Source organism: Flavobacterium sp. KBS0721, from assembly GCF_002007065.3.
Lineage (GTDB): Bacteria > Bacteroidota > Bacteroidia > Flavobacteriales > Flavobacteriaceae > Flavobacterium > Flavobacterium piscis.
In genome coordinates this window covers 476,455-497,252 of sequence record NZ_CP042170.1, presented here as the reverse complement: position 1 = coordinate 497,252, position 20,798 = coordinate 476,455, and the positions used below count along the sequence as shown (strand labels likewise).

General features: G+C 34.7%; 23 protein-coding genes and 1 tRNA gene. 15 read left to right on the top strand and 9 right to left on the bottom strand.

The features are described 5' to 3' along the window. Positions 1-6: 6 nt before the first annotated feature. The 5 genes from B0M43_RS02410 (at position 7) to B0M43_RS02390 (ending at position 4,450) form a co-directional block, all read left to right on the top strand. Positions 7-546, top strand: a complete 540-nt coding sequence (locus B0M43_RS02410; RefSeq protein ID WP_078006059.1) for a hypothetical protein — start codon at positions 7-9, stop codon at positions 544-546. 1 nt (position 547) lies between these two features. Beyond that, entirely contained in the window at positions 548-1,108 is a 561-nt protein-coding gene (locus tag B0M43_RS02405; RefSeq protein ID WP_123921754.1) for a hypothetical protein, read from the top strand. A gap of 56 nt (positions 1,109-1,164) precedes the next feature. Then, entirely contained in the window at positions 1,165-1,644 is a 480-nt protein-coding gene (locus B0M43_RS02400) for a hypothetical protein (protein WP_210418044.1), read from the top strand. Positions 1,645-2,190: 546 nt separating this feature from the next. Next, positions 2,191-3,246, top strand: a complete 1,056-nt coding sequence (locus B0M43_RS02395; RefSeq protein ID WP_246860189.1) for an IS3 family transposase — start codon at positions 2,191-2,193, stop codon at positions 3,244-3,246. Positions 3,247-3,292: 46 nt separating this feature from the next. Beyond that, complete coding sequence (locus B0M43_RS02390) at positions 3,293-4,450, top strand: IS3 family transposase (RefSeq protein ID WP_078006054.1); 1,158 nt, start codon at positions 3,293-3,295, stop codon at positions 4,448-4,450. Between the two features lie 291 nt (positions 4,451-4,741). On the opposite strand, the gene B0M43_RS02385 is transcribed toward B0M43_RS02390, so the two are convergent. Together B0M43_RS02385 and B0M43_RS02380 are read right to left on the bottom strand one after the other, a co-directional pair. Further along, a complete protein-coding gene (locus B0M43_RS02385) occupies positions 4,742-5,059 on the bottom strand; it encodes a hypothetical protein (RefSeq protein WP_078006052.1) in 318 nt (105 codons plus the stop codon). A gap of 39 nt (positions 5,060-5,098) precedes the next feature. Beyond that, complete coding sequence (locus B0M43_RS02380) at positions 5,099-5,779, bottom strand: nucleotidyl transferase AbiEii/AbiGii toxin family protein (RefSeq protein WP_078006051.1); 681 nt, start codon at positions 5,777-5,779, stop codon at positions 5,099-5,101. Between the two features lie 222 nt (positions 5,780-6,001). On the opposite strand from B0M43_RS02380, the gene mobA reads away from it, so the two are divergent. From mobA to B0M43_RS02370, 3 genes are all read left to right on the top strand, one after another. Continuing rightward, on the top strand, positions 6,002-6,439 hold the full coding sequence (gene mobA / locus B0M43_RS02375; protein WP_078006050.1) for a conjugal transfer protein MobA: 438 nt from the start codon (positions 6,002-6,004) through the stop codon (positions 6,437-6,439). Positions 6,440-6,737: 298 nt separating this feature from the next. Beyond that, complete coding sequence (locus tag B0M43_RS24390; RefSeq protein WP_168199921.1) at positions 6,738-6,893, top strand: hypothetical protein; 156 nt, start codon at positions 6,738-6,740, stop codon at positions 6,891-6,893. Next, positions 6,877-8,400, top strand: coding sequence for a recombinase family protein (locus B0M43_RS02370; protein WP_078006046.1), 1,524 nt, complete (start codon positions 6,877-6,879; stop codon positions 8,398-8,400). The genes B0M43_RS24390 and B0M43_RS02370 overlap by 17 nt, the downstream gene beginning before the upstream one ends. Here B0M43_RS02370 and B0M43_RS02365 read toward each other — a convergent pair. Together B0M43_RS02365 and B0M43_RS02360 are read right to left on the bottom strand one after the other, a co-directional pair. After that, positions 8,391-8,465, bottom strand: a tRNA-Val gene (locus B0M43_RS02365). The genes B0M43_RS02370 and B0M43_RS02365 overlap by 10 nt on opposite strands. A gap of 178 nt (positions 8,466-8,643) precedes the next feature. Next, positions 8,644-9,870 carry a folylpolyglutamate synthase/dihydrofolate synthase family protein gene (locus tag B0M43_RS02360; protein WP_078006044.1) on the bottom strand — a complete coding sequence of 409 codons (1,227 nt, stop codon included), beginning with the start codon at positions 9,868-9,870 and terminating at the stop codon, positions 8,644-8,646. Between the two features lie 131 nt (positions 9,871-10,001). Here B0M43_RS02360 and B0M43_RS02355 point away from each other — a divergent pair, with 131 nt between their 5' ends. Beyond that, positions 10,002-10,694, top strand: coding sequence for a MotA/TolQ/ExbB proton channel family protein (locus tag B0M43_RS02355; RefSeq protein ID WP_065450801.1), 693 nt, complete (start codon positions 10,002-10,004; stop codon positions 10,692-10,694). Between the two features lie 3 nt (positions 10,695-10,697). Continuing rightward, a complete protein-coding gene (locus B0M43_RS02350) occupies positions 10,698-11,093 on the top strand; it encodes a biopolymer transporter ExbD (RefSeq protein WP_026983008.1) in 396 nt (131 codons plus the stop codon). Between the two features lie 412 nt (positions 11,094-11,505). On the opposite strand, the gene B0M43_RS02345 is transcribed toward B0M43_RS02350, so the two are convergent. The 3 genes from B0M43_RS02345 to B0M43_RS02335 form a co-directional block, all read right to left on the bottom strand. Further along, the gene (locus tag B0M43_RS02345; protein WP_078006042.1) at positions 11,506-12,405 is read right to left on the bottom strand and encodes a hypothetical protein; all 900 of its coding nucleotides are present in this window, start codon (positions 12,403-12,405) and stop codon (positions 11,506-11,508) included. A 308-nt stretch (positions 12,406-12,713) separates the two neighbouring features. Continuing rightward, complete coding sequence (locus tag B0M43_RS02340) at positions 12,714-13,940, bottom strand: Glu/Leu/Phe/Val dehydrogenase dimerization domain-containing protein (protein WP_065450804.1); 1,227 nt, start codon at positions 13,938-13,940, stop codon at positions 12,714-12,716. Between the two features lie 146 nt (positions 13,941-14,086). Further along, positions 14,087-14,662, bottom strand: coding sequence for a chalcone isomerase family protein (locus B0M43_RS02335; RefSeq protein ID WP_065450805.1), 576 nt, complete (start codon positions 14,660-14,662; stop codon positions 14,087-14,089). Between the two features lie 485 nt (positions 14,663-15,147). Here B0M43_RS02335 and B0M43_RS02330 point away from each other — a divergent pair, with 485 nt between their 5' ends. The 5 genes from B0M43_RS02330 (at position 15,148) to B0M43_RS02310 (ending at position 19,142) form a co-directional block, all read left to right on the top strand. Next, complete coding sequence (locus tag B0M43_RS02330; RefSeq protein ID WP_065450806.1) at positions 15,148-16,290, top strand: acyl-CoA dehydrogenase; 1,143 nt, start codon at positions 15,148-15,150, stop codon at positions 16,288-16,290. 139 nt (positions 16,291-16,429) lie between these two features. After that, positions 16,430-17,407 carry a M20/M25/M40 family metallo-hydrolase gene (locus tag B0M43_RS02325; RefSeq protein WP_078006039.1) on the top strand — a complete coding sequence of 326 codons (978 nt, stop codon included), beginning with the start codon at positions 16,430-16,432 and terminating at the stop codon, positions 17,405-17,407. 35 nt (positions 17,408-17,442) lie between these two features. After that, on the top strand, positions 17,443-18,120 hold the full coding sequence (locus tag B0M43_RS02320) for an SDR family oxidoreductase (protein WP_078006038.1): 678 nt from the start codon (positions 17,443-17,445) through the stop codon (positions 18,118-18,120). 27 nt (positions 18,121-18,147) lie between these two features. Then, positions 18,148-18,513, top strand: a complete 366-nt coding sequence (locus B0M43_RS02315; RefSeq protein ID WP_078006036.1) for a four helix bundle protein — start codon at positions 18,148-18,150, stop codon at positions 18,511-18,513. Positions 18,514-18,539: 26 nt separating this feature from the next. Continuing rightward, positions 18,540-19,142 carry a SprT-like domain-containing protein gene (locus B0M43_RS02310; RefSeq protein WP_065450810.1) on the top strand — a complete coding sequence of 201 codons (603 nt, stop codon included), beginning with the start codon at positions 18,540-18,542 and terminating at the stop codon, positions 19,140-19,142. 136 nt (positions 19,143-19,278) lie between these two features. Here the strand turns inward: B0M43_RS02310 and B0M43_RS02305 are convergent, their stop codons facing one another. Together B0M43_RS02305 and B0M43_RS02300 are read right to left on the bottom strand one after the other, a co-directional pair. Then, positions 19,279-20,040: an ABC transporter ATP-binding protein gene (locus tag B0M43_RS02305; RefSeq protein ID WP_065450811.1), complete on the bottom strand. Its 762-nt coding sequence runs from the start codon at positions 20,038-20,040 to the stop codon at positions 19,279-19,281. Further along, positions 20,040-20,786: an ABC transporter permease gene (locus tag B0M43_RS02300; RefSeq protein WP_065450812.1), complete on the bottom strand. Its 747-nt coding sequence runs from the start codon at positions 20,784-20,786 to the stop codon at positions 20,040-20,042. The genes B0M43_RS02305 and B0M43_RS02300 overlap by 1 nt, the downstream gene beginning before the upstream one ends. Positions 20,787-20,798 lie beyond the last annotated feature (12 nt).

Genomic DNA, 20,798 nt, shown 5'->3' with positions numbered 1-20,798 from the left:
GAAATTATGAAAAAGAATAAAATATCTTTCGAAACAAGATTCTGGGCAGGCTTCAGAACGGAAAACCCATACAGCGCATTAGATGCAGTTTTTGATTTTGCCCATCTTGATTATTATAAACAGAACCTAACCCAAGCGGTTCTTCACTGTTATAAAAGTAAAGTATATAAACAGGATACTCCCTGCAACGTTTTTGTTTTTTATACAGCTGTGTGTTCGTTTGTCAGAGTCTGCTACTGGATGCTGGATAAAAGCAAAAAATGGAAAGTGAAAGAATCAACCCGCTCTGAAACAGTATTTCATCTCTCTTCCCTGACCAAAGAAGAATACGACAATCCTTATCTGGCGATTCAAAATGCGTTTGAAGAGAAAACACTGCAGGAGTTTGAATTCTTCTTAAACGAAATAACAGAGCTTTCATTATCTCCTTTCAGTTCAGATCCTGACTCCGATATAACCACTCCTTATATCCATTTAATAAAACTGCTGGATGCGGGAGAGCTTATCAATGAGAGAGGGATTAAAAAAAACAAAAAAGCAACGTGATATGAAAAAGAATATAAAATCCTTTGAAACCAAGTTTTGGGCAGGCTATGAGATTAAAAAACCTTTTGAGGTTATGGATGCTTTTTTTGACTTTGCCCATCTTGATTCATATAAGGAAGTGCTCAGCGAGACATTTTTGTATATCCATAAAACAGAAGTATGCAGGATAAGATATCCCGGACAGGTGTTTGTTTTTCACAGCGCTTTCCGATCTTTTGTTAAAGCATGTTTTCTTCTGCAGTACAGAAGCAGAAAATGGAAAATTAAAGATTCATCCGCCTTTAAGTCAAAGCTTGATCTGGCTTCACTTACAGAGCAGGAATATGAGAATCCTTTCACAGTATTTCAAAAAGCATTTGAGGAGAATACCATTGATAAATTTGATTTTTTTCTTTTTGAAATCTCGCACCTGTCATTGTCACCATGTACTGAGGAATTTGATTATGATCTGATCACGCCTTATATCTATCTTGTCAAGATGCTTGACGCATGCCAGCTTATGCGAGATAGAGGGATTGAGAAAATAAAAAAAGTGAGTCTGAGTACAGATAATGCAGGATAATGACATTGCTACATCATTTCGAACATGATCGATGTTAACTGATAAAATATATTGATATGGGAAAAAATAAAATCAAATTAAGGGATATGGTTGAGAATCCAGAGCATTATTTTGTAATGCTCAAGCCAGCGTCAAAAACAAGAAAAGACGTATATAATCTCAACATAAATGTTGGCGGATATTCTGATCTTTTTACCATGATTATGGATCTGCTTAAAGTAGGAATGCTGGCTTTAGAGGGAATTGAAATAAGTGAGAACAATCACAAGCAGACGGAAAGATACGTTTGCAGCCTTCTCAAAGTGATTGAAATGCTGATTCCTTTAGAGGAAGGTGATCTGCTGGACATCCTTCACAGGAAATATTTAAAGCAGAATAAAAAAGTAATGCGGACTGATTTTTCCGTTATTAATTTTAAAAAAAACGCCGACTTCGGAGGCGTTTTCCAGCCCCGCAGGGCAAGTTGTTTTGAGATGCTGAATTCATTTCAAGCATCTCAAAACACAACTTGCCGTTGTCTGGCGACAACTTTTTAGGAATGGATTTTTAATTGAAAGGGCTTGATGCCCTTTTTTTTGTTGTATTTAAAAAATTATTAAAAATGCAGGCAATGATGGGCTGTACAATACAGCCTGAAAACGCCGAAGAGTTTTAAAATAAAGCAGAAGATATGGCGATAATTAATTTACATATGCAGGCCAGACATGTCTTCGAGTATTCAGTCATGTTTTCATATAACCATGCAGGAAGGTTTGCATGTATGCAGGTCTGCATTCCTGCCTGCGAGACTGCGAGACTGCAAGCAGTCATGAAATCAAGGCTGTGATTGTGGACGCAGATAAGCTGGGGTTCAGAAATTCCATTACTAAGTAGGAGAAAAATTAATCATAACAATATGCCCAGGTTACGGCTTTATTTTAAATGTAACCCAAAAGTTAATTTGATATCAGAGGATAATGTAGTCAGCTATTTGATTATCTTTTATTGTCTGTATATCTGTGAGTTATAATTCTTAAATTCACGTAAGAATATAAACTGAAATTTAAGAAATGAAATGTAAAATTTACGATAGAAATTTCAAAATGAAAGCAATTCAAATGGGCTCCGAATTGGGCGTGAGAAAAGCTTCAAGAGAACTTGGTATAGAGTCATCTCATATAAGTAGATGGCGACGGGAGTTTCTTAAATATGGAGAGGCAAGTTTCTGCGGAACAGGGAAGTGCAGACTTACTCCCGAAGAAAAACTATTTTCCAAAAAACAAAGAAAACTAAAAAGAGAGCTTAAAGAATCATTAATTAAAATCGAGATTTTTAAAAAAGGCTATAAATATGTTTCTCAGGGGAGACTGATGACTTATCATTTTATTGAAAATAATGTAGAGAAATATACACTCAAAAAAATATGCAAAGTTTTTGGAGTTAGCAGAAATGCATATATTAGATGGAAAAGTCAGGTACTTTCTCCGACAGAAAGTAGAACAAATTTATTAAAGAAAGAAATAACTTCAATCTTTTTTGAATACAAAAAAATTTATGGTAGCAGGAGAATTACTGCAGAATTACGAAGTCGAGGCTTTACGATTTCAGACCGGCAAGTTTGCAGTCATATGAGCGAACTAGGTCTGGTCAGCAAGCTGAGAGGTAATTATAAGTTCAAAAATGTTTCGCATTCTAATCCTTATATTTTTCCTAATATTTTAGATCAACAATTCACGGTTGAAGAGCCTTCCAAAACTTGGATTTCAGGAATAAGTCGCATCCAAACGACGGAAGGACTTTTGTTTTTAACTATTATCATGGATTTGTTTGACAGGAAAATTATAGGCTGGAGCTTGAGCAATGGATTGACCGTCAGAGAAACCACAATGCCAGCTTGGGCAATGGCGGTTAAAAACCGGAAAGCAAAAGCAGGTTTGCTATTTCATTCTGACAGATCAGCTCAATACGCAAACAAGATATTTACTCGGAAATTAAACTCCTATAAGTTTATTAGAGGAAGCATGAATCGAAAAGGAAATCATTCCGACAATTCTGTGTGCGAAAGCTATTTTGTTTCCCTTAAATCTAAACTGGCCGATTTAAATGTGCTTTTAAATAAAGAACAGATGGTAGAGAAAATATCTGAATGCCTTAAATAAAATTAATACTAAAGAAATTCTGCGATAAATTATCAAACTTTAAGCTATGAAACACTATGAACGTACTTTCAAAGAGAATGCGGTTAAATTAAGTTATGAGCGAGGAAAAGGGCAGATTGCAGGTTTTGCAAGAGAGCTGGGAATAGCTCCCGATTACCTATACAAATGGAGACAAGACTTTGAAAAATATGGTACAGGCAGTTTCTGCGGATGTGGCCATCCAAAAATGACTCCTGAACAAGCAGTCATTACCAGTCTTGAAAAAAAAATTAAAGATTCAAAAATTACGCTGGAAATTTTAAAAAAAGGAACCAGATATGTTTCGCAAGGAAAAATAATGACTAAAAATTTCATTGAAAACAATAAATCACAATATTCGATTCAAAAAATATGTGCCGTGTTAGAAGTATCGGAAACAACATATTATAGAAGAAAAAAGCAGGAGATTACAGATACAGAGGCCAGGGTAATTTTATTAAAACAGGAAATTACATCCATATTTTATGAATTTGAAAAAGGCTATGGAAGCACTAAAATTACAAAGGAACTTCAAAGCAGAGGATTTAAAATAAAAAACTCTTCAGTAAAATTTTATATGAGAACGCTGGGTTTGCGTAGCATCGCTAAAAGAAATTATAAAGTGACAACTGACTCATATCATAATAACTATGTAGTTCCAAATGCATTAAATAGAGAATTTAGGGTCCGTGAGCCTGATGTAGCTTGGGTTTCAGACATTACATATATACAGACAACCAAAGGCTTTTTATATCTTACTATTATTATGGATTTATTTGACAGGAAAATCATAGGATGGAGTTTAAGCACTAAAATGAGCACCAAAGCAACAATTTTACCTGCATGGGATATGGCAGTTGCCAACAGAAAAATCACAAAAAAATTAATATTCCATTCTGATAGAGGTGTCCAATACGCCAACAAAATTTTCACTAGCAAATTAGAATCTTATAAGTGTGTAACACGTAGTATGAGTCGTAAGCAAAATCATAATGATAATTCTGTGTCCGAAAGCTTTTTTGGGTCATTCAAAAGGGAATTAATTAATCGAAACAAACTTCTGCCGAGAAAACAGATGAGAGTTGAGGTACAGGAATACATTGAAAATTGGTATAACAGAAAGAGAAGACATTCATTTTTAGGCTACAAAACCATCGAAGAATTTGATAAAATACATTTAAGATAATTTATATGTCTCATTACAGATTGGAGATAATAAAGGATAAAATTTTTTTTTCAAAGAAACAGAAAAACGGAAAAAAGAAAAAGAAAGCTATTTCATAAAACGGGATGCAGACAGGCCAAAAGGAAACGGAATAAGTCCCGAAGGGTGTTTTGTGAGGAACGAACAAAACATTATGCCGTAGTCTTTTGGACAGGCGGAGGCTTCCCGTCATACCTTCGGTTTCTTTTTTTATTTCTGTGTAAAAAATATCAAGTAAATAGAATCTAGTGTTTGATAAATTTAGAGGCAAGACTAAATCCAATGATATGGTTTATCCTTCCGGTTGATATAGCAGTACATCTCTTCCTTTTTGAGTTCAGAAAAGAATTTTATAGCTCGGTCAATGGCATAATTGGGAAGGAAATAGATTTCGTCACGTATAGCCGTGATCACTTTTTCATATCCATAGAACCGCACGATTTCATCAATTTCCTCCTGACCTCCACGCTCTATGATACGGGCAATAATAGTTTTGTAGGCTTTGTCTAAGTCCATAGCATCGATATCGAAATCCCAGAAAAAGACCTGATCCAGATTAAGAACCCTATTATTTTTTTTAGCTACTGCCATATAGTAAAAATACGAATTTTAAGCTTAATATTCAAGTTTTTACCTCCTAAATCCACGTCTTTTATTGGGTGGAGGATTCTGATTTTTTGGCTCGGAAAAATCAAAAGAAGGGTTTAGAACTGCCTTTTTTATACGCTGAGTCATTTTTGCCCAGCTGGTTACTTTTCCTTTCAGCAGTTTAACTTTTTCTTCTCGGTCTATATTTTTATGGTGCAGTAATGAAATTAGAGCCAGTCCAGGACTTCCATTGTACTTGTTTTGATAAACATCCAGATAAGTTCTAAGTGGGTGATGTTCCAAAAGAAAATACATATCCACAAAATCTTTTATTCTTGTGCCATTTTGAAATATAGCATGTAGCTTCATAACACCTATGTCACGTAAAGATGCAAGCCTGACTCCTTCCTTTGTTTGAACAGGTTCCTGCCATGGGTATTTATGTGCTAGAATATCTACTTTAACCTTACCTATATCCAAAAGCATTGTATTGTCAAGTAGCTCCCTGATTTTAACTGGATGTTTACTGCTTAAATGAGAAAGCATTGATTGTACATCAAAGTCCTGTGTGGAGAACAGATCTAGATCACTGCTTAATCGATGTCCTATCATAAGGCTTAAAGCTGTGCCTCCAACAAGATTAAATTCCTTTAGTTTTTCATCTTTCATAAGCCTTTCGAGAAGTTCCCACATCTCGGGAGTAACAGTTTCTTTATAAAGCATAATTCTATATTTTCAGAAAATTTAATTCTGAAAACTGTCTGCTCTTTTAAAGTGTCCTCTGATGGCTTTATTTGACAGCGGATGTCTAATATTAAAGGTTTAAGATAAGGTCGGAAACAAATAAAGACAAATACTTCCAAACGCTTCCACGGACATCCACAGTAGCTCATCAATGCTGATTATAAAATATATTGGGTTTAAGTAATACAATACACTCAAATCATGGAAAATGAAGAAAAAAAGAATAGGAAAAAAGGAGGCAGACCTGTCAAAATAAATCCCGCCGTCCATCGCTATTCGATCAGTTTTACTGCAGAAGAAAACGCTCGCTTTCTGACCCTTTTTGAAACATCAGGAATGCATGTAATGGCGCATTTTATTACAGCGTGTGTTTTTCAGAAAGGGATCAAAACAGTTAGGATCGATAAAGCAACAATGGATTACTATATGCGCTTGACCTCTTTCTATAGCCAGTTTAGAGCAATCGGGGTAAATTATAATCAGGTTGTGAAGATTTTATATCAAAAATTTTCCGAAAAGAAAGCTTCTGCGTATTTGTACAAGTTGGAAAAGCAGACTGCGGAATTTGCTGTTCTGTGCAAAAAAATCATACAGCTCACAGAGGAATTTGAAGAAAAGCATCTGAAAAAAGAGTCTTGATATGAGGGAGAAATTTCAAGGACAGTTGATCTGTAATACAATTTACTCACGTAAAAATGTATGTAACAAGATTTTGAGTGTACCATATATAAAGAATTGATAGGATACATTATTGTAATTTTTTTAATTGGTGTTTGAAAAAATTACATCTGAGTATGTCTCCATAGATTGTTATAAGCCAAATGAAGTCACATTGTTCCATTAAAAGCATAAATAGTTCAAACTTCAAAATTGTATTTTAAATTAGTTTTGGTTCCGTGAGATACACGGCGTCTTGATTAAATTTAATGATTTTGATATGGAAAATTTAAAAGATGAAAAGTGTGAAAATGATGATATTGTATCAAAAAATTATGAACATTTAGAAAGTGAAAAAGAAAAGAAATTAGTAAATCTTATGATTGAAATTATTGTTTCATTAACATTGAAAGAATTATATGAAGAGAGCGATTAGATATTTAAGATTTAGTCAATTGGGGCAAAGCAATGGCTCGATTGAACGACAGGAACTGTACACTGACCAATACCTGCAGTATAATAATATACAGCTGGTAGATACTTTCATTGACAGGGGGAAAAGTGCAAAAAGTTTTGATCGTCCAGATTTTATAAAACTGCAGGCATTTATAGCCAAACATTATAAATCTGTTGATTATCTGCTTGTAGACCAGCTTGACCGCTTTAGCAGGGACGCTGGCGAAGCGATGAACATGGTCAAGCAGTTCCAAAAAAAATATAGCATTCAGATTATAAGTGTGACCGAGGGGATAGTCTTTGATTATGACACCCCAGGGAGCTTTTTCAGGGCAGGCTTGCAATTACTGCTTGCCGAGGAAGATAATATCAACAGGAGTATTAAAGTACGGGGCGGACTTTACACAGCTCGTGCTAAAGAAGGCCGTTTCCTTACGAGAGAAAAACCTTTTGGCTATATTAAAGTCGGAGAAGGAAAACAACGACATCTCGAAGTAAATGAGATAGAAGCTAAAGTTGTCCGATTGATTTATGACATGTTTCTTCGTAATGTGCCATTATACAAAATCAAGGAAATAGCTTATCAGTCGGGTTTTGACAGAAAAGGCAATATGGCTATTGACCGTGTGCTGGCGAATCCTGTTTATGCAGGACTCGTAAAGGTCGAGCCGTTCAAGGATCTGCCGGGCGGTCTTTTTCCAGCCATTCATGAGCCAATAGTGGACAAGATAACATGGACAATGGTTCAGGCGAAAATGAAAAAAGAAGATAAGATAAAGGTAACCGTTGATGATGAGATACCATTAAGAGGCGTTGTAAAATGTCATTGCGGTGCGCCTCTTACAGGCGCGCCTTCCCGTGGAAAATCTGGAAAATACTTCTACTATTATAAATGCAAGCATTCTAGGCATAATAATATAAGTGCTGTCAAAGCGCATGAGCAGTTCTTAAATGCCTGCGACCTGATGAGTGTTTCAGAAAAACATATTAAGGATATAAGAGATGGAAGCTATGCTTCAATTGAGAACGAAGTAAAAACCAACAAGAAAAAAGCAGTAGAAAAAAGACATGAACTTGAAGAAATACAGCAGAGATTAAATGCTGTAGAAGAAAAATGGTTCAGAGATGAAATAAATAAAGATACCTACGATAGATGGTATTCTACATACAGTGATCATATCCTGACCCTTACGGCATCTATAGAAAGATTCAGCATAAACCAAGGTAAAGCTTTTGAGATTTTAGAAAGTAATCTGGATTTATTGGGAGATATAAGACATATCTACGACAGATCAAACACTTTGCAAAAACGAGAGTTTGTAAATATGGTGTTCGATGGCAACTTGTACTATCAAGAGGGTATTTATCGAACACCTACAATGATGGACATATTTTCTCATAATGCCAGTAAAATGGAGGAAAAAGGATATCTTTTATACAAAAAAAAGAGGGATAACATTTCTGTTATCCCTCAAAGTGGGCGATGAGGGGTTCGAACCCCCGACCCCCTCGGTGTAAACGAGGTGCTCTGAACCAGCTGAGCTAATCGCCCTATTTTACTAGGTTGCTATCGTTTGTGATTGCGAGTGCAAATATAAGGCACTTTTTCAGTTCTGCAAACAAAACCCGCTAAAAATTTAAAGTTTTTTTAAAGTTTTTTCTATCTAGTTGTAATTGAATTTATTATAAAAGAACTTTTTTTAGTCTTTTTCTTTCAATTTAAAATTCCGTTAGTTTAATGGCAATTCGGCAACAACAAAAGTGCTTCCGCCAACATAGATAAAATCATTTTGCGCCGCATTTTGCCTTGCTGAATCGAAAGCTTCGGCAACAGAATCATATTTTGCACCAATTAAATCATATTTTTTAGCCGATTCTTTTAATATTTCAGTAGCTAAACCTCTCGACGAATCAGGTCGGCAGAAATAATATTGTGCATTTTTAGGAAAAAGAGGCAAAATAGCATCTAAATCTTTATCATTTACAACACCAAGAACAATATGAAGCTTTTCATAATTTTCATTTCGGACCTGATTCATCACAACAGTCAGTCCGTGTTTGTTATGTGCCGTGTCGCAAATGATTTTAGGGTTTTCTCCCAATTGCTGCCATCTTCCTTGTAAGCCCGTATTTTTTACCACTTTCGATAAACCAGATTTTAAATTTTCATCAGAAACCTTAAATTCATTTTGAGAGTTTAAAACCGCAATAGTTTGCTGAGCCGTTTTTTTATTGTGAAATTGATAATCCCCAATTAAATCCGAAGGAAAAACTTGCGAAATTAAATCAGAAGCAAAATAAATCGGTGCTTTGTTTTCTTCGGCTTTAGCTAAAAATACAGGCTGAGTTTCATTCGTATATTCGCCGATAACAACAGGAACATTTGGTTTAATAATTCCTGACTTTTCACCAGCAATTGCTGCTGGAGTATTTCCTAAAAATTGAGTATGATCTAAATCGATGTTTGTAATAACCGAAACCAAAGGCGTGATAATATTCGTAGCGTCCAATCTTCCTCCAAGACCAACCTCGATAATAGCGATATCTACTTTTTCTGAGGCAAAATAATCAAAAGCCAAACCTACAGACATTTCGAAAAAACTCATATCATTCGCTTCAAAAAAGTCTTTGTGTTTCGCTACAAATTCACAAACAAAATCTTCGGATATCTCTTCACCATTTATTTTAATTCTCTCCCTGAAATCTTTTAAGTGCGGCGAAGTGTACAAACCCACTTTATATCCCGCTTCCTGCAAAACCGAAGCCAGCATGTGCGAGGTCGATCCCTTACCATTTGTTCCCGCAACATGAATGCATTTTAACCTGTTTTGTGGGTTATCAAGATGATCGACCAATAGTTTAATATTCGTCAAATCTTCTTTATATGCCGAAGCGCCCTGAAGTTGATACATCGGGAGTTGATTAAACATCCAATTCGTAGTTTCCTGATAGTTCATGTATTTTGGATAAAATAGTTGTCGATTGAAATAATTTTCGTTTTTTTTAGTTTTATATTACAGCGAAAATTATCTTTATTGCAAATTTCAAATATTTTTTAGAATTAATTATTAAAAACCAGAATTAATATATGTTTAGTTTTATTCAATTACAAACAGACACCATTGCAAACGCATCAAACGTAGTTATCGAAAAAATTGCACCAAATACCGAAATCTCAGTTTTAGGATTTATCTTAAAAGGAGGTTTTTTCCTAATCCCGATCGCCTTATTATTATTCTATACATTTTACGTTATTATAGAGCGTTATCTCTATATCAGTAAAGCTTCTAAAATCGATGCAAGATTAATGCAGGATGTGGGAGACAAACTAAATGCCGGTAATATCGAATTGGCCAGAACAATTGTAGAAAGAAGCAATACCGCAGCCGGAAATATATTAAAAGAAGGAGTTCTCGTAATCGGAAGACCAATTGCTGAAATAGAATCAAACATGGACCGTGCCGCTGATATCGAGATTGGCGAAATGGAACGACGTTTAGGCCACCTGGGACTTATCGCCGGTATCGCACCAACATTAGGATTTATCGGAACAATTTCAGGAGTTATCAAAATATTCTACAGCATCTCCGTAACAGAAAATATTAGTATCGGAAACATTTCCGGAGGTTTATACGAAAAAATGATCAGTTCAGGTTCCGGACTTATTGTAGGTATTATTGCCTATAGCGCTTACCATTTATTAAACGGAAAAATTGATGATTTTGCTTTAAAAATCCAAAAACAAATATTAGAATTTGTCAATATAATTCAAAGAGCATAAGGTATGTCTATTAAGAGAAAAAGAAGATTTCATGCCGAAGTGGCGACTTCATCATTAAGTGATATTATGTTTTTCCTGCTGTTGTTTTTCCTTATTATCTCAACACTTGCAAACCCTAATGTTATCAAAATGACGTTGCCAAAAGCGAAATCAAATGAAAAAACAAACAAACAGCTGATCAGTTTATCAGTTACCGAAGATAAAAAATTCTACATCGACAAAGAACCCGTAGATTTCGAAAATCTCGAAACCAGTTTAATGTCAAAAATAGGAGCAGACAAAGAACAAACCGTTGTCGTTCGAATTCCGTTCAATCTGCAAGTACAGGATTTAGTCGACGTATTGCAAATAGGAGTGAAGAACAATTTAAAGTTTGTAATTGCAACAAGTCCCAAGTAAAATGATCATTTGGGCGTGACCACAATAAAAAAATGGGCCAATCAGCATAGCGTTGATTCGCCCATTTTTTTATTCCGGTTGGGCTATCCGCTCCGCCGCGGCGGATAGCTCCTATCCCTCACGCAGAAAAAGAGAAAAGAGCATAGAATAAAGATAATAGAGGAAAGAAAAAGTAGCCATAGAGTTTGTCATTGCGAGGAACGAAGCAATCTCACTCGCTGTATTACACAATCTTGTCATCCTGACAGGGGAAGGATCGCACTAGTAGCTCGATAAAGATTGTGGTTACTTTGCGAGGATTTCTCCTGCGTCGAAATTGACAAAAAAGCGAATAAAAAAGGCTTTCTGAAATATTTCAGAAAGCCTTTTTTATGTTTATTGAATTAGTGAAAATCAGTGTAATTCGTGTTTCTTAATCCAAACTAAAATTATAAATAATCTTACCAACCTGTTTGGCTGCTGCATTATTATCAGCTTCCCATTTCGTGTTCATAGCGGCAATTTTAGCTTGATCAAGTAAACATCTTGCTGTATTTGTAGTGCCTTTTATTCCTGGAGTTGCACTAATTGTTTTTCCGTTTTGATCTACTGTGATTTCAACGACAACTCTTCCTTCTTCATTACAGGTATATTTTGGTGCAGGTTTCGACAATGCCTTTCTGGTACCTAAAGAGTATCCTGAACCGCCACCAGAACCTCCGCCGCTTCCAGCTCCGTAACCGCTTCCAGTACCAACTCCATTTCCGGTACCGTTTCCGCCGCCAGTCCCACCACCGGAACCTCCGGCGCCATAATATCCGTTAGAGCCTAAACTTCCGTTTGCTTTTCCTTTATTTCCTGCTACTTTATCATCGCCATCACCACCTTTGTTAGATCCTTTTAAGATACTGGACAAAGCATCGTTGGTAGAATTCGAAACTTTTGGTTTCTCAGGAACAGGTTTAGCTTCCGGTTTTACTGGAGTAGCTTTTTTAGGCTTTTCTTTTGTTGGAATTATTACGTCGTTAGCATCGTCTTTTGTATTCTCTTGCGTAATGATTGCTTCGTCTGGAGTAGCTTTTGCAGGAGCTTGTTTTACGTTGTTTTTTACGTTTAAAACTTCACTCTTATAATTCGCTCCAGATCCTAAATCACTATCGCCAAAATTAACCGTCACGCCACCACCGCCGCCGCCTGAAGCAAGCGCTGCATTGTTCTCCGCATTATAAGGAGGCCAAAAACGAATGAAAAATAAAAGCAACAACAAAACAGCATAAATAGCTGTAGATATTAGTAGAGATTTCTTTTTATCTGAAGAATCCGTAAAAGTCATTTTGATTCTGAGTTTTGTAATAGTATATAATAAAAACGTTTAAAAGTACTAAAAATTGTTTAGAATCAAAGAGCTGCAGCTATTTTGTAATGAGTTGTTTTCTCTCGCAGATTTGGCAGATTGAGCAGATCAATTTTTAAAAATATATTATTTATTGATTCTTCAAAAGAAAAAATCTGCTCAATCTGCCAAATCTGCGAGAAAACTTTATTACACAGCTTGAAAATCTTTTTAATCTTAATAATCTGTGGCATAAAAAAAACGAGCAAAATAATTTAGCTCGTTTTAAAATAAAAGTATAAAGAAAATTATACTAATTGTTTCAATGCAATTTCAAATGCAGTTGCACTAATATTTGTTTTTGATGGATTCAAAGCGTGAGCTTTTACAATCGCATTTTTTATAATTTCAGACGTATCATTAAAAATAGCTTCATCTGTCATTTGCACTTTCTTCTCCATAAAATAAGCAAAAACTCTTGCCATTCCACAGTTCGAAATAAAATCCGGAATCAAACTTACTTTATGATCTACTTCTTCCATAATAGAACCAAAGAAAATTTCCTTGTCGGCAAAAGGAACATTCGCACCACAAGAAATCACTTCTAATCCGTTTGCGATTAAACTATCTATTTGAGTTTGTTGTACCAATCTTGAAGCAGCGCAAGGGGTGAAAATTTCAGCACCAATTGTCCATATTTTAGAATTGATTTCTTCAAACGGAATCATATTGTCGGCAACTAATTTGTTACCATCTTTATTAAGGAATAAAGTTTTAATTTCATCAAAAGAAAAACCCTCTTCTTTAATCAAACCTCCGTCACGATCGATAATTCCGATTACTTTTGCGCCCATTTCTGCAAGATAAAAAGCAGCAGCAGAACCTACGTTTCCAAAGCCCTGAACGATTGCTTTTTTACCTTTTATATCACCTCCGTAAGTGGCATAAAAATGACGAACTGCTTCTGCAACACCAAAACCAGTAATCATATCTGCTACTGTATATTTTCTGGTTACATCCGGAGAGAATTTAGGATTTTCGATTACCTTAATTACACCTTGGCGTAATTGGCCAATTCTATTAATTTTATCAGCTTCAGTTGGTTTAAAATGGCCATTAAAAACACCTTCCTGTGGGTGCCACACACCACATTCTTCTGTCATAGGTATTACTTCGTGAATTTCATCCACATTCAAATCCCCACCGGTTCCGTAATAACTTTTTAATAAAGGAGAAACAGCTTTGTACCAACGTTGCAAAACACCTTTTTTACGAGGATCATTCGGGTCAAAATTAATTCCGGATTTAGCACCGCCAATAGCAGGACCAGAAACTGAAAATTTCACTTCCATTGTTTTGGCCAATGATAAAACTTCATTCATATCCAAGCCTTTTCTCATTCTTGTTCCTCCACCAGCGGCTCCTCCGCGAAGTGAATTAATAACAGTCCAACCTTCAGCTTCAGTTTCAGAATCTTTCCAGTTAAAAACAATTTCAGGCTCTTTATTTTCAAATTGCTGTAATAAATCTTTCATTTTGTTGAGATATGTTTAGTTTGCGTAAAAGTATAAAATAGAATAATGCGAATAATGTATTCTGTTACAATTTTAACAAACAAAAAAAAGAAAGCCGAAAACAATCCGTTTTCGGCTTTAGTATTCTGTAAATTTTAGTAGAATTATTATATTCCTAATAAATGTTTTTTCAGCGTTTCGTCTACTGGTTTATTAGAAAGCCAGATTCCGAATAATGCTTTTTTGAAATCAAATCCGGGAACCTTTCCTTTTAAAACTTCATTTTTATAAACATTGATCGTTTGATCAAGCGGATTGTAACCTAAAACAAAAACATCTTTTTCTTTAATCACATCGCTTAATAGTTTTTTAAAATCCTCTATTCTTGGTCGCAATTCCTCAAGATTACTTCCTGCAGATTTTTCGAAACCAGTATTCATTGCTTTCGTCAATTTGTTTGAAGAAACCATAGACGATGTAATTTCGATTCGAATGGCCATCTCAGTATCGCTGTCAATAATAAATTGAGGGTCTTGGCTTAATTGCGATAAATACAATGCCTGAACATAAACTTCGAGCCACATTTTAGATCTTCCTCCCGCTCCGTTAAGTTGTAAAGTTTTGTTTTGAAATTCAATTTTTCTTGGAACTGTAACGCCGTTTACTTCTAATTGAGTTTGGGCAGAAACTGTAGAAAATGGTATGCTTAAAAGAAGTGTAAGTAAAAGTAAAATCTTTTTCATGTTCTGTCAATTTTATAATTTTTAGGCAAAAATAATGCTAATTTATCAATTATAGGTCGTTTATTTATTAGTTTTTTTTCTTGAAGGGTTTAAGTTTTTTGTCGTATTTAATTAATAATCAAATTAGTAAGACTTGTTTTACGTAGTTTTACGCGTTTTATGATTTGTTTAAACTTTTTGCTCTTGTAAATTAAGTAAAGATTCATCCGTTACCTGTTTTTAGCGCTAATTATATTCTTAAAATTTGCAGAAATCATTGCAAACTTTTCCTCTGTATTGCTAAAATTCATAATTATAACGAAAACGATATCGTAATTGTTGCGTATCTATTAATTTTATATGCGCGCATTGTTAATTCCACATTTAAAAATTATCTTTGAGAGCCCTTTTTAAGGAAATAAAACAATTCAAAAAACAAAAATAACCATCAGCTAAACGAAATAATTAAAGATTTGGTTTAGGGGAAATAATAAAACAATATAACTATGGATTTCAATCTGACCGAAGAACATTTAATGATTCAGCAAGCTGCCAGAGATTTTGCTCAAAACGAATTGTTACCAGGCGTTATTGAACGTGACGAAAAACAAATTTTTCCGACTGAGCAAGTAAAAAAAATGGGACAACTAGGTTTCATGGGAATGATGGTTGATCCTAAATACGGAGGCAGCGGTCTGGATGCGATTTCATATGTAATTGCTATGGAGGAAATTTCTAAAGTCGATGCATCAGCTTCTGTAGTGATGTCTGTAAATAACTCATTAGTTTGTTGGGGTTTGCAGGAATACGGAACCGAAGAACAAAAACAAAAATATTTACCGGGTTTAGCATCTGGAGAAATTCACGGAGCATTTTGCTTAAGTGAGCCGGAAGCGGGAAGTGATGCCACTTCGCAAAAAACGACTGCGGTAGATATGGGAGATCATTATATTGTAAACGGAACAAAAAACTGGATTACAAACGGAAATACAGCATCAGTTTATTTGGTAATTGCTCAAACGCATCCTGAATTAAAACACAAAGGAATTAATGCTTTGATCATGACCAAAGATATGCCGGGTTTTTCTATCGGACCAAAAGAACAAAAAATGGGAATTCGTGGTTCTGATACACACTCTTTAATGTTTAGTGATGTAAAAGTTCCCAAAGAAAACAGAATAGGAGAAGATGGTTTCGGATTCAAATTTGCGATGAAGACCCTTGCAGGCGGACGTATCGGAATTGCGTCTCAGGCTTTAGGAATCGCTTCCGGAGCTTATGAGTTGGCTTTAAAATATTCGAGAGAACGTAAAGCTTTTGGAACTGAAATTTGTAACCATCAGGCAATTGCTTTTAAATTGGCCGATATGGCTGTGAATATAGAAGCAGCGCGTCATTTATGTATGAAAGCAGCTTGGGACAAAGACCAGCATAAAAACTACGATGTAAGTGGAGCAATGGCAAAACTATTTGCTTCGCAAGTGGCGATGGATACTGCGGTTGAAGCGGTTCAGATTCACGGAGGAAATGGTTATGTGAAAGAATACCATGTAGAGCGTTTTATGCGCGATGCAAAAATTACTCAGATCTACGAAGGAACTTCTGAAATCCAGAAAATTGTAATTTCAAGATCTGTAATTGCAGGATAAATCAAAATTTGTTTTTATATAAAAAATACCCTTTCAGCTTTTTTAGCATCGAAAGGGTTTTTTTATAGATAATTTTTTTACTTTTCAGAATATTATACTTTTAAACCAATAACTTAGCTATTCATTCAGTTTTTATTTTATGAAAAAAATATACTTTCTTCTTCCGTTTGTTTTGTTAGCCTGCAAGTCGAATCCCACTGCTGTAAGCGAAAAAGCTTCAAAATCAGTTTCGAAACCACTTGAAATTAATTATAAAGTAAATCAAACCGAAGTATCGGACTTTTTGGAATATCTTTCATCAGATGAATTAGAAGGCCGCGAAACCGGAACAAAAGGAATCGAAAAAGCAGCAGTATTTTTAGAAGATTTTTTTAAAAAGAATAATGTAAAGCCTTATTTTTCGTCTTATCGTGATACGCTTACTAATTTTAAATCTCCTGCTTATAACATTGTTGGAGTTCTGGAAGGAACAGATCCTGTTCTAAAAAAAGAATTTATAGTTTTAAGTGCGCATTATGACCATATTGGTTTGGAGAAAAAGCAACAGGATGATATGATTAATAATGGTGCTAATGATGACGCTTCGGGAGTTACCGCTGTTGCACAAATGGCAAAATATTTTAGCGAAACAAAATCAAATAAACGAAGTATTCTTTTTGTGTTTTTTGCAGGGGAAGAAAAAGGATTATTAGGTTCTAAAAGTTTAGTGCAGAAACTTCAAAAGCAAAACTTCAATTTATATGCACAACTCAATATCGAAATGATTGGCGTGCCCATGAAACGCGATTATCTGGCTTACATTACCGGTTTTGATAAATCGAACATGACCGAAAAGATAAATGAATATACAGGGAAAAAGACTATTGGTTTTTTACCAAAAGAAGCAGAATATCAATTGTTTTACAGATCTGATAATTATTCGTTTTATGAAGCGTTTAAGAAACCGTGTCAATCAATAAGTACTTTTGATTTTGAGAACTTTGATTTTTATCACCATGTTTCGGATGAATTTAAAGTAATGGACATTTCGCACATGACTTCTTTTATTCAGGAATTTTTGCCAGCCGTGACAAGAATTGCTACTACGCCAACCCAAGAAATTACAATGAATAAATAATCGGTCTTTTTATCTGATTTGCTTATTTTTGCCTTATGAAAAATATTATTGTTACCGGAACCAGCAGAGGAATTGGTTACGAATTAGCATTACAATTTGCTAATGCCGGAAATCAGGTTTTGGCCATTTCCAGAAAAATACCTCAAACACTTTTAGAACATCAAAACATTACTTGCCTTTCAGTCGATTTGTCCGAAGAAAGTGCGTTGATGGAAGTAGATAGTTTTCTTTCTTCGACCTGGAAAAAAGTCGATGCCGTAGTGCATAATGCAGGTGCCTTATTATTGAAGCCTTTTGCAGAAACCACTCAGGCTGATTTTGAAAGTATTTATAAGGTGAATGTTTTTGCGGTTGCAAATCTTACCAGAATTTGTTTGCCTTATCTTCAAAAAGGAAGTCATGTTGTTACAATTAGCTCAATTGGCGGCGTAAGAGGAAGTCTTAAATTTGCAGGATTAGCCGCTTACAGTTCAAGTAAAGGTGCGGTAATTACTTTAACCGAATTATTAGCTGAGGAATATAAAGAACAAGGAATTTCGTTTAATGTTCTGGCTCTGGGTTCAGTTCAGACAGAAATGCTAAATGAAGCTTTTCCGGGTTATCAGGCGCCAATTTCTGCCGAAGGAATGGCAACTTATATTTATGATTTTACATTGAATGGAAATAAATATTTTAACGGGAAAGTGTTAGAGGTCTCGTCTACGAATCCATAGTTAGTTATGAATTATAAATTATGATTTATGAGTGAAAGTATTGTGAAAACTAAGATTTTTGAATTAGCCATTAGAGGAGTTAATTTTTATAAATGGTTAGTTTCGGAAAAGAAAGAATTTGTAATGAGTAAACAATTTTTACGTTCTATTACTTCAGTTGGTGCAAATGTTCGTGAAGCGGTCAACGCACAAAGCAAGGCAGATTTTATTCATAAGTTATCAATTTCTCAAAAAGAATGTGACGAATCTATGTATTGGTTAGAAATTTTAAATGCAACAAGCTATATTTCTGGAATAGAGTTTGAATCGATGCACAATCAATGTAGTGAAGTGCTAAAAATCATTAAAAGTATAATAATTACATCAAAGAAAAACCTAATTCAAAACTCATAACTCATACTTCATAACTCATAATTATTGTGATCGAAACATTAGCCAGATATATCCCGGAACATGCTGTAAAGCCTGTCTTTGATTTGATTGTTGCCAATCAGGTGCATCTTAAAATCGTAAATGAACGCCAGACGCGTCACGGAGATTATAGGAGAGGGCCAAGTGGTAAACATGAAATCACGGTAAATGCCAGTTTAAATAAATATCGTTTTTTGATTACGTTAATTCATGAGATTTCGCATTTGGTGGCATTTGAAAGGTTTGGTCGACAAATAAAACCACACGGAAATGAGTGGAAGCATACTTTTCAGCGTATGATGATTCCGTTTATTCGTCCGGAGATTTTCCCTGGACAGTTATTGCCTTTACTAGCGAGGCATTTTAAGAATCCATCTGCCAGCAGTGATACCGATACTACTTTATCTCTGGCTTTAAAGCAATACGATGCGCAAAACGATAAAAACTATGTTTTTGAAATTCCATACGGAAGTGTATTCAGAATTAAAAATGGCAAAATATTCAAGAAGTTAGCCGTTCGAACCAAGCGTTTTGAATGTATTGAAATAAGCTCGGGAAGAACGTATTTGTTTAATCCAAATGCGGAGGTAGAGTTGATAAATTCGAATTAAGTTTAAATTCCAAAATATAAATTCCAAATAAAAAAAATCCAAATTCCAACTGCTTATAGTTTTGGAATTTGGATTTTTTTATTGAGTTATTCCAGAATTGGAATTTGGAATTTATATTTTGGAATTTAAAAAAGTTTTAACCTTTAAGATAGGCTTCTCTCACTTTTTTAAACAGGTTCGAAGAGTAAACGAACTTTACAATATCTTTGTTTTCTGTTCTAAAGATTTCTTCTTTAGTTCCCTGCCATGCTTTTACTCCTTTTTTTAAGAATACGATATTTTCTCCAATTTCCATCACCGAATTCATATCGTGTGTATTGATTACGGTTGTGATGTTGTATTCTTCTGTAATTTCTTTAATCAGATTATCAATCAGAGTAGAGGTGTTAGGATCTAAACCAGAGTTCGGTTCATCACAAAACAAATACTTCGGATTGTTTACAATCGCACGGGCTATCGCAACACGCTTTTGCATTCCTCCGGAGATTTCTGATGGCAATTTTTTATGTGCATCAACTAAGTTTACTCTTTCTAAAACAAAGTCAACACGCTCTTGAATTTTTGCCTTGTTGTCATGAGTAAACATTCTTAATGGAAAAGCAACATTTTCTTCAACAGTCATCGAATCAAATAAAGCACTTCCCTGAAAAACCATTCCAATTTCGGTTCTTAATTCTCGTTTTTCGTCGGGGTTTAATTCAGAATAAATACGTCCGTCAAATTCAATTGTTCCTGAATCTGGGGTGTGAATTCCTAATAAGGTTTTTAATAAAACTGTTTTTCCCGATCCACTTTGTCCTATGATCAAGTTGGTTTTTCCAGTTTCAAAAACGGTCGAAACGCCTTTTAAAACTTTACTGTCACCAAATGATTTTTCTATGTTTTTTACTTCGATCATTATCCTAATAATAATTGAGTTAATATATAATTAAAAAGAATGATACAAACAGATGTCCATACAAATGAAACTGTACTTGCCTTACCAACTTCTAATGCACCACCTTTCATGTAATATCCGTGAAAAGATGGAATTGTAGCCAATAACATTGCGAAAATTAAAGTTTTAATAAAAGCATATGTAATGTGAAAGGGATTAAAATCCATTTGAGCGCCCTGAATAAAATCTTCACTCGTTGAAAATCCTCCATATGCACAAGCCAGCCATCCGCCAAAAATTCCTAAGAACATACTAATTCCAATTACAAAAGGATACATTAATAAAGCTACTATTTTAGGAAAAACAAGATAGTTTAGCGAATTAACACCCATAACCTCTAAGGCATCAATTTGTTCTGTAACGCGCATTGTACCAATACTTGAAGTAATGTATGATCCCATTTTTCCCGCCATAATTACCGAAATAAAAGTAGGGGCAAATTCTAATATCACAGATTGACGTGTAGCAAAACCAATTAAATATTTTGGAATTAAGGGATTAGTTAAGTTTAAAGCAGTTTGAATGGCAACAACTCCTCCTATAAAAAAAGAAATAAAGCAAACAATACCAAGAGAGTCGATTATTAAATCGTCGATTTCTTTAAAAATCAATTTTTTCATCACAGACCATTTTGTCTGTTTGTTAAAAATTTCTTTCAGCATTAAAAAATATCTTCCTAGTTGAGATATATAACGAATTAGCATCATAATTTTTGAAAT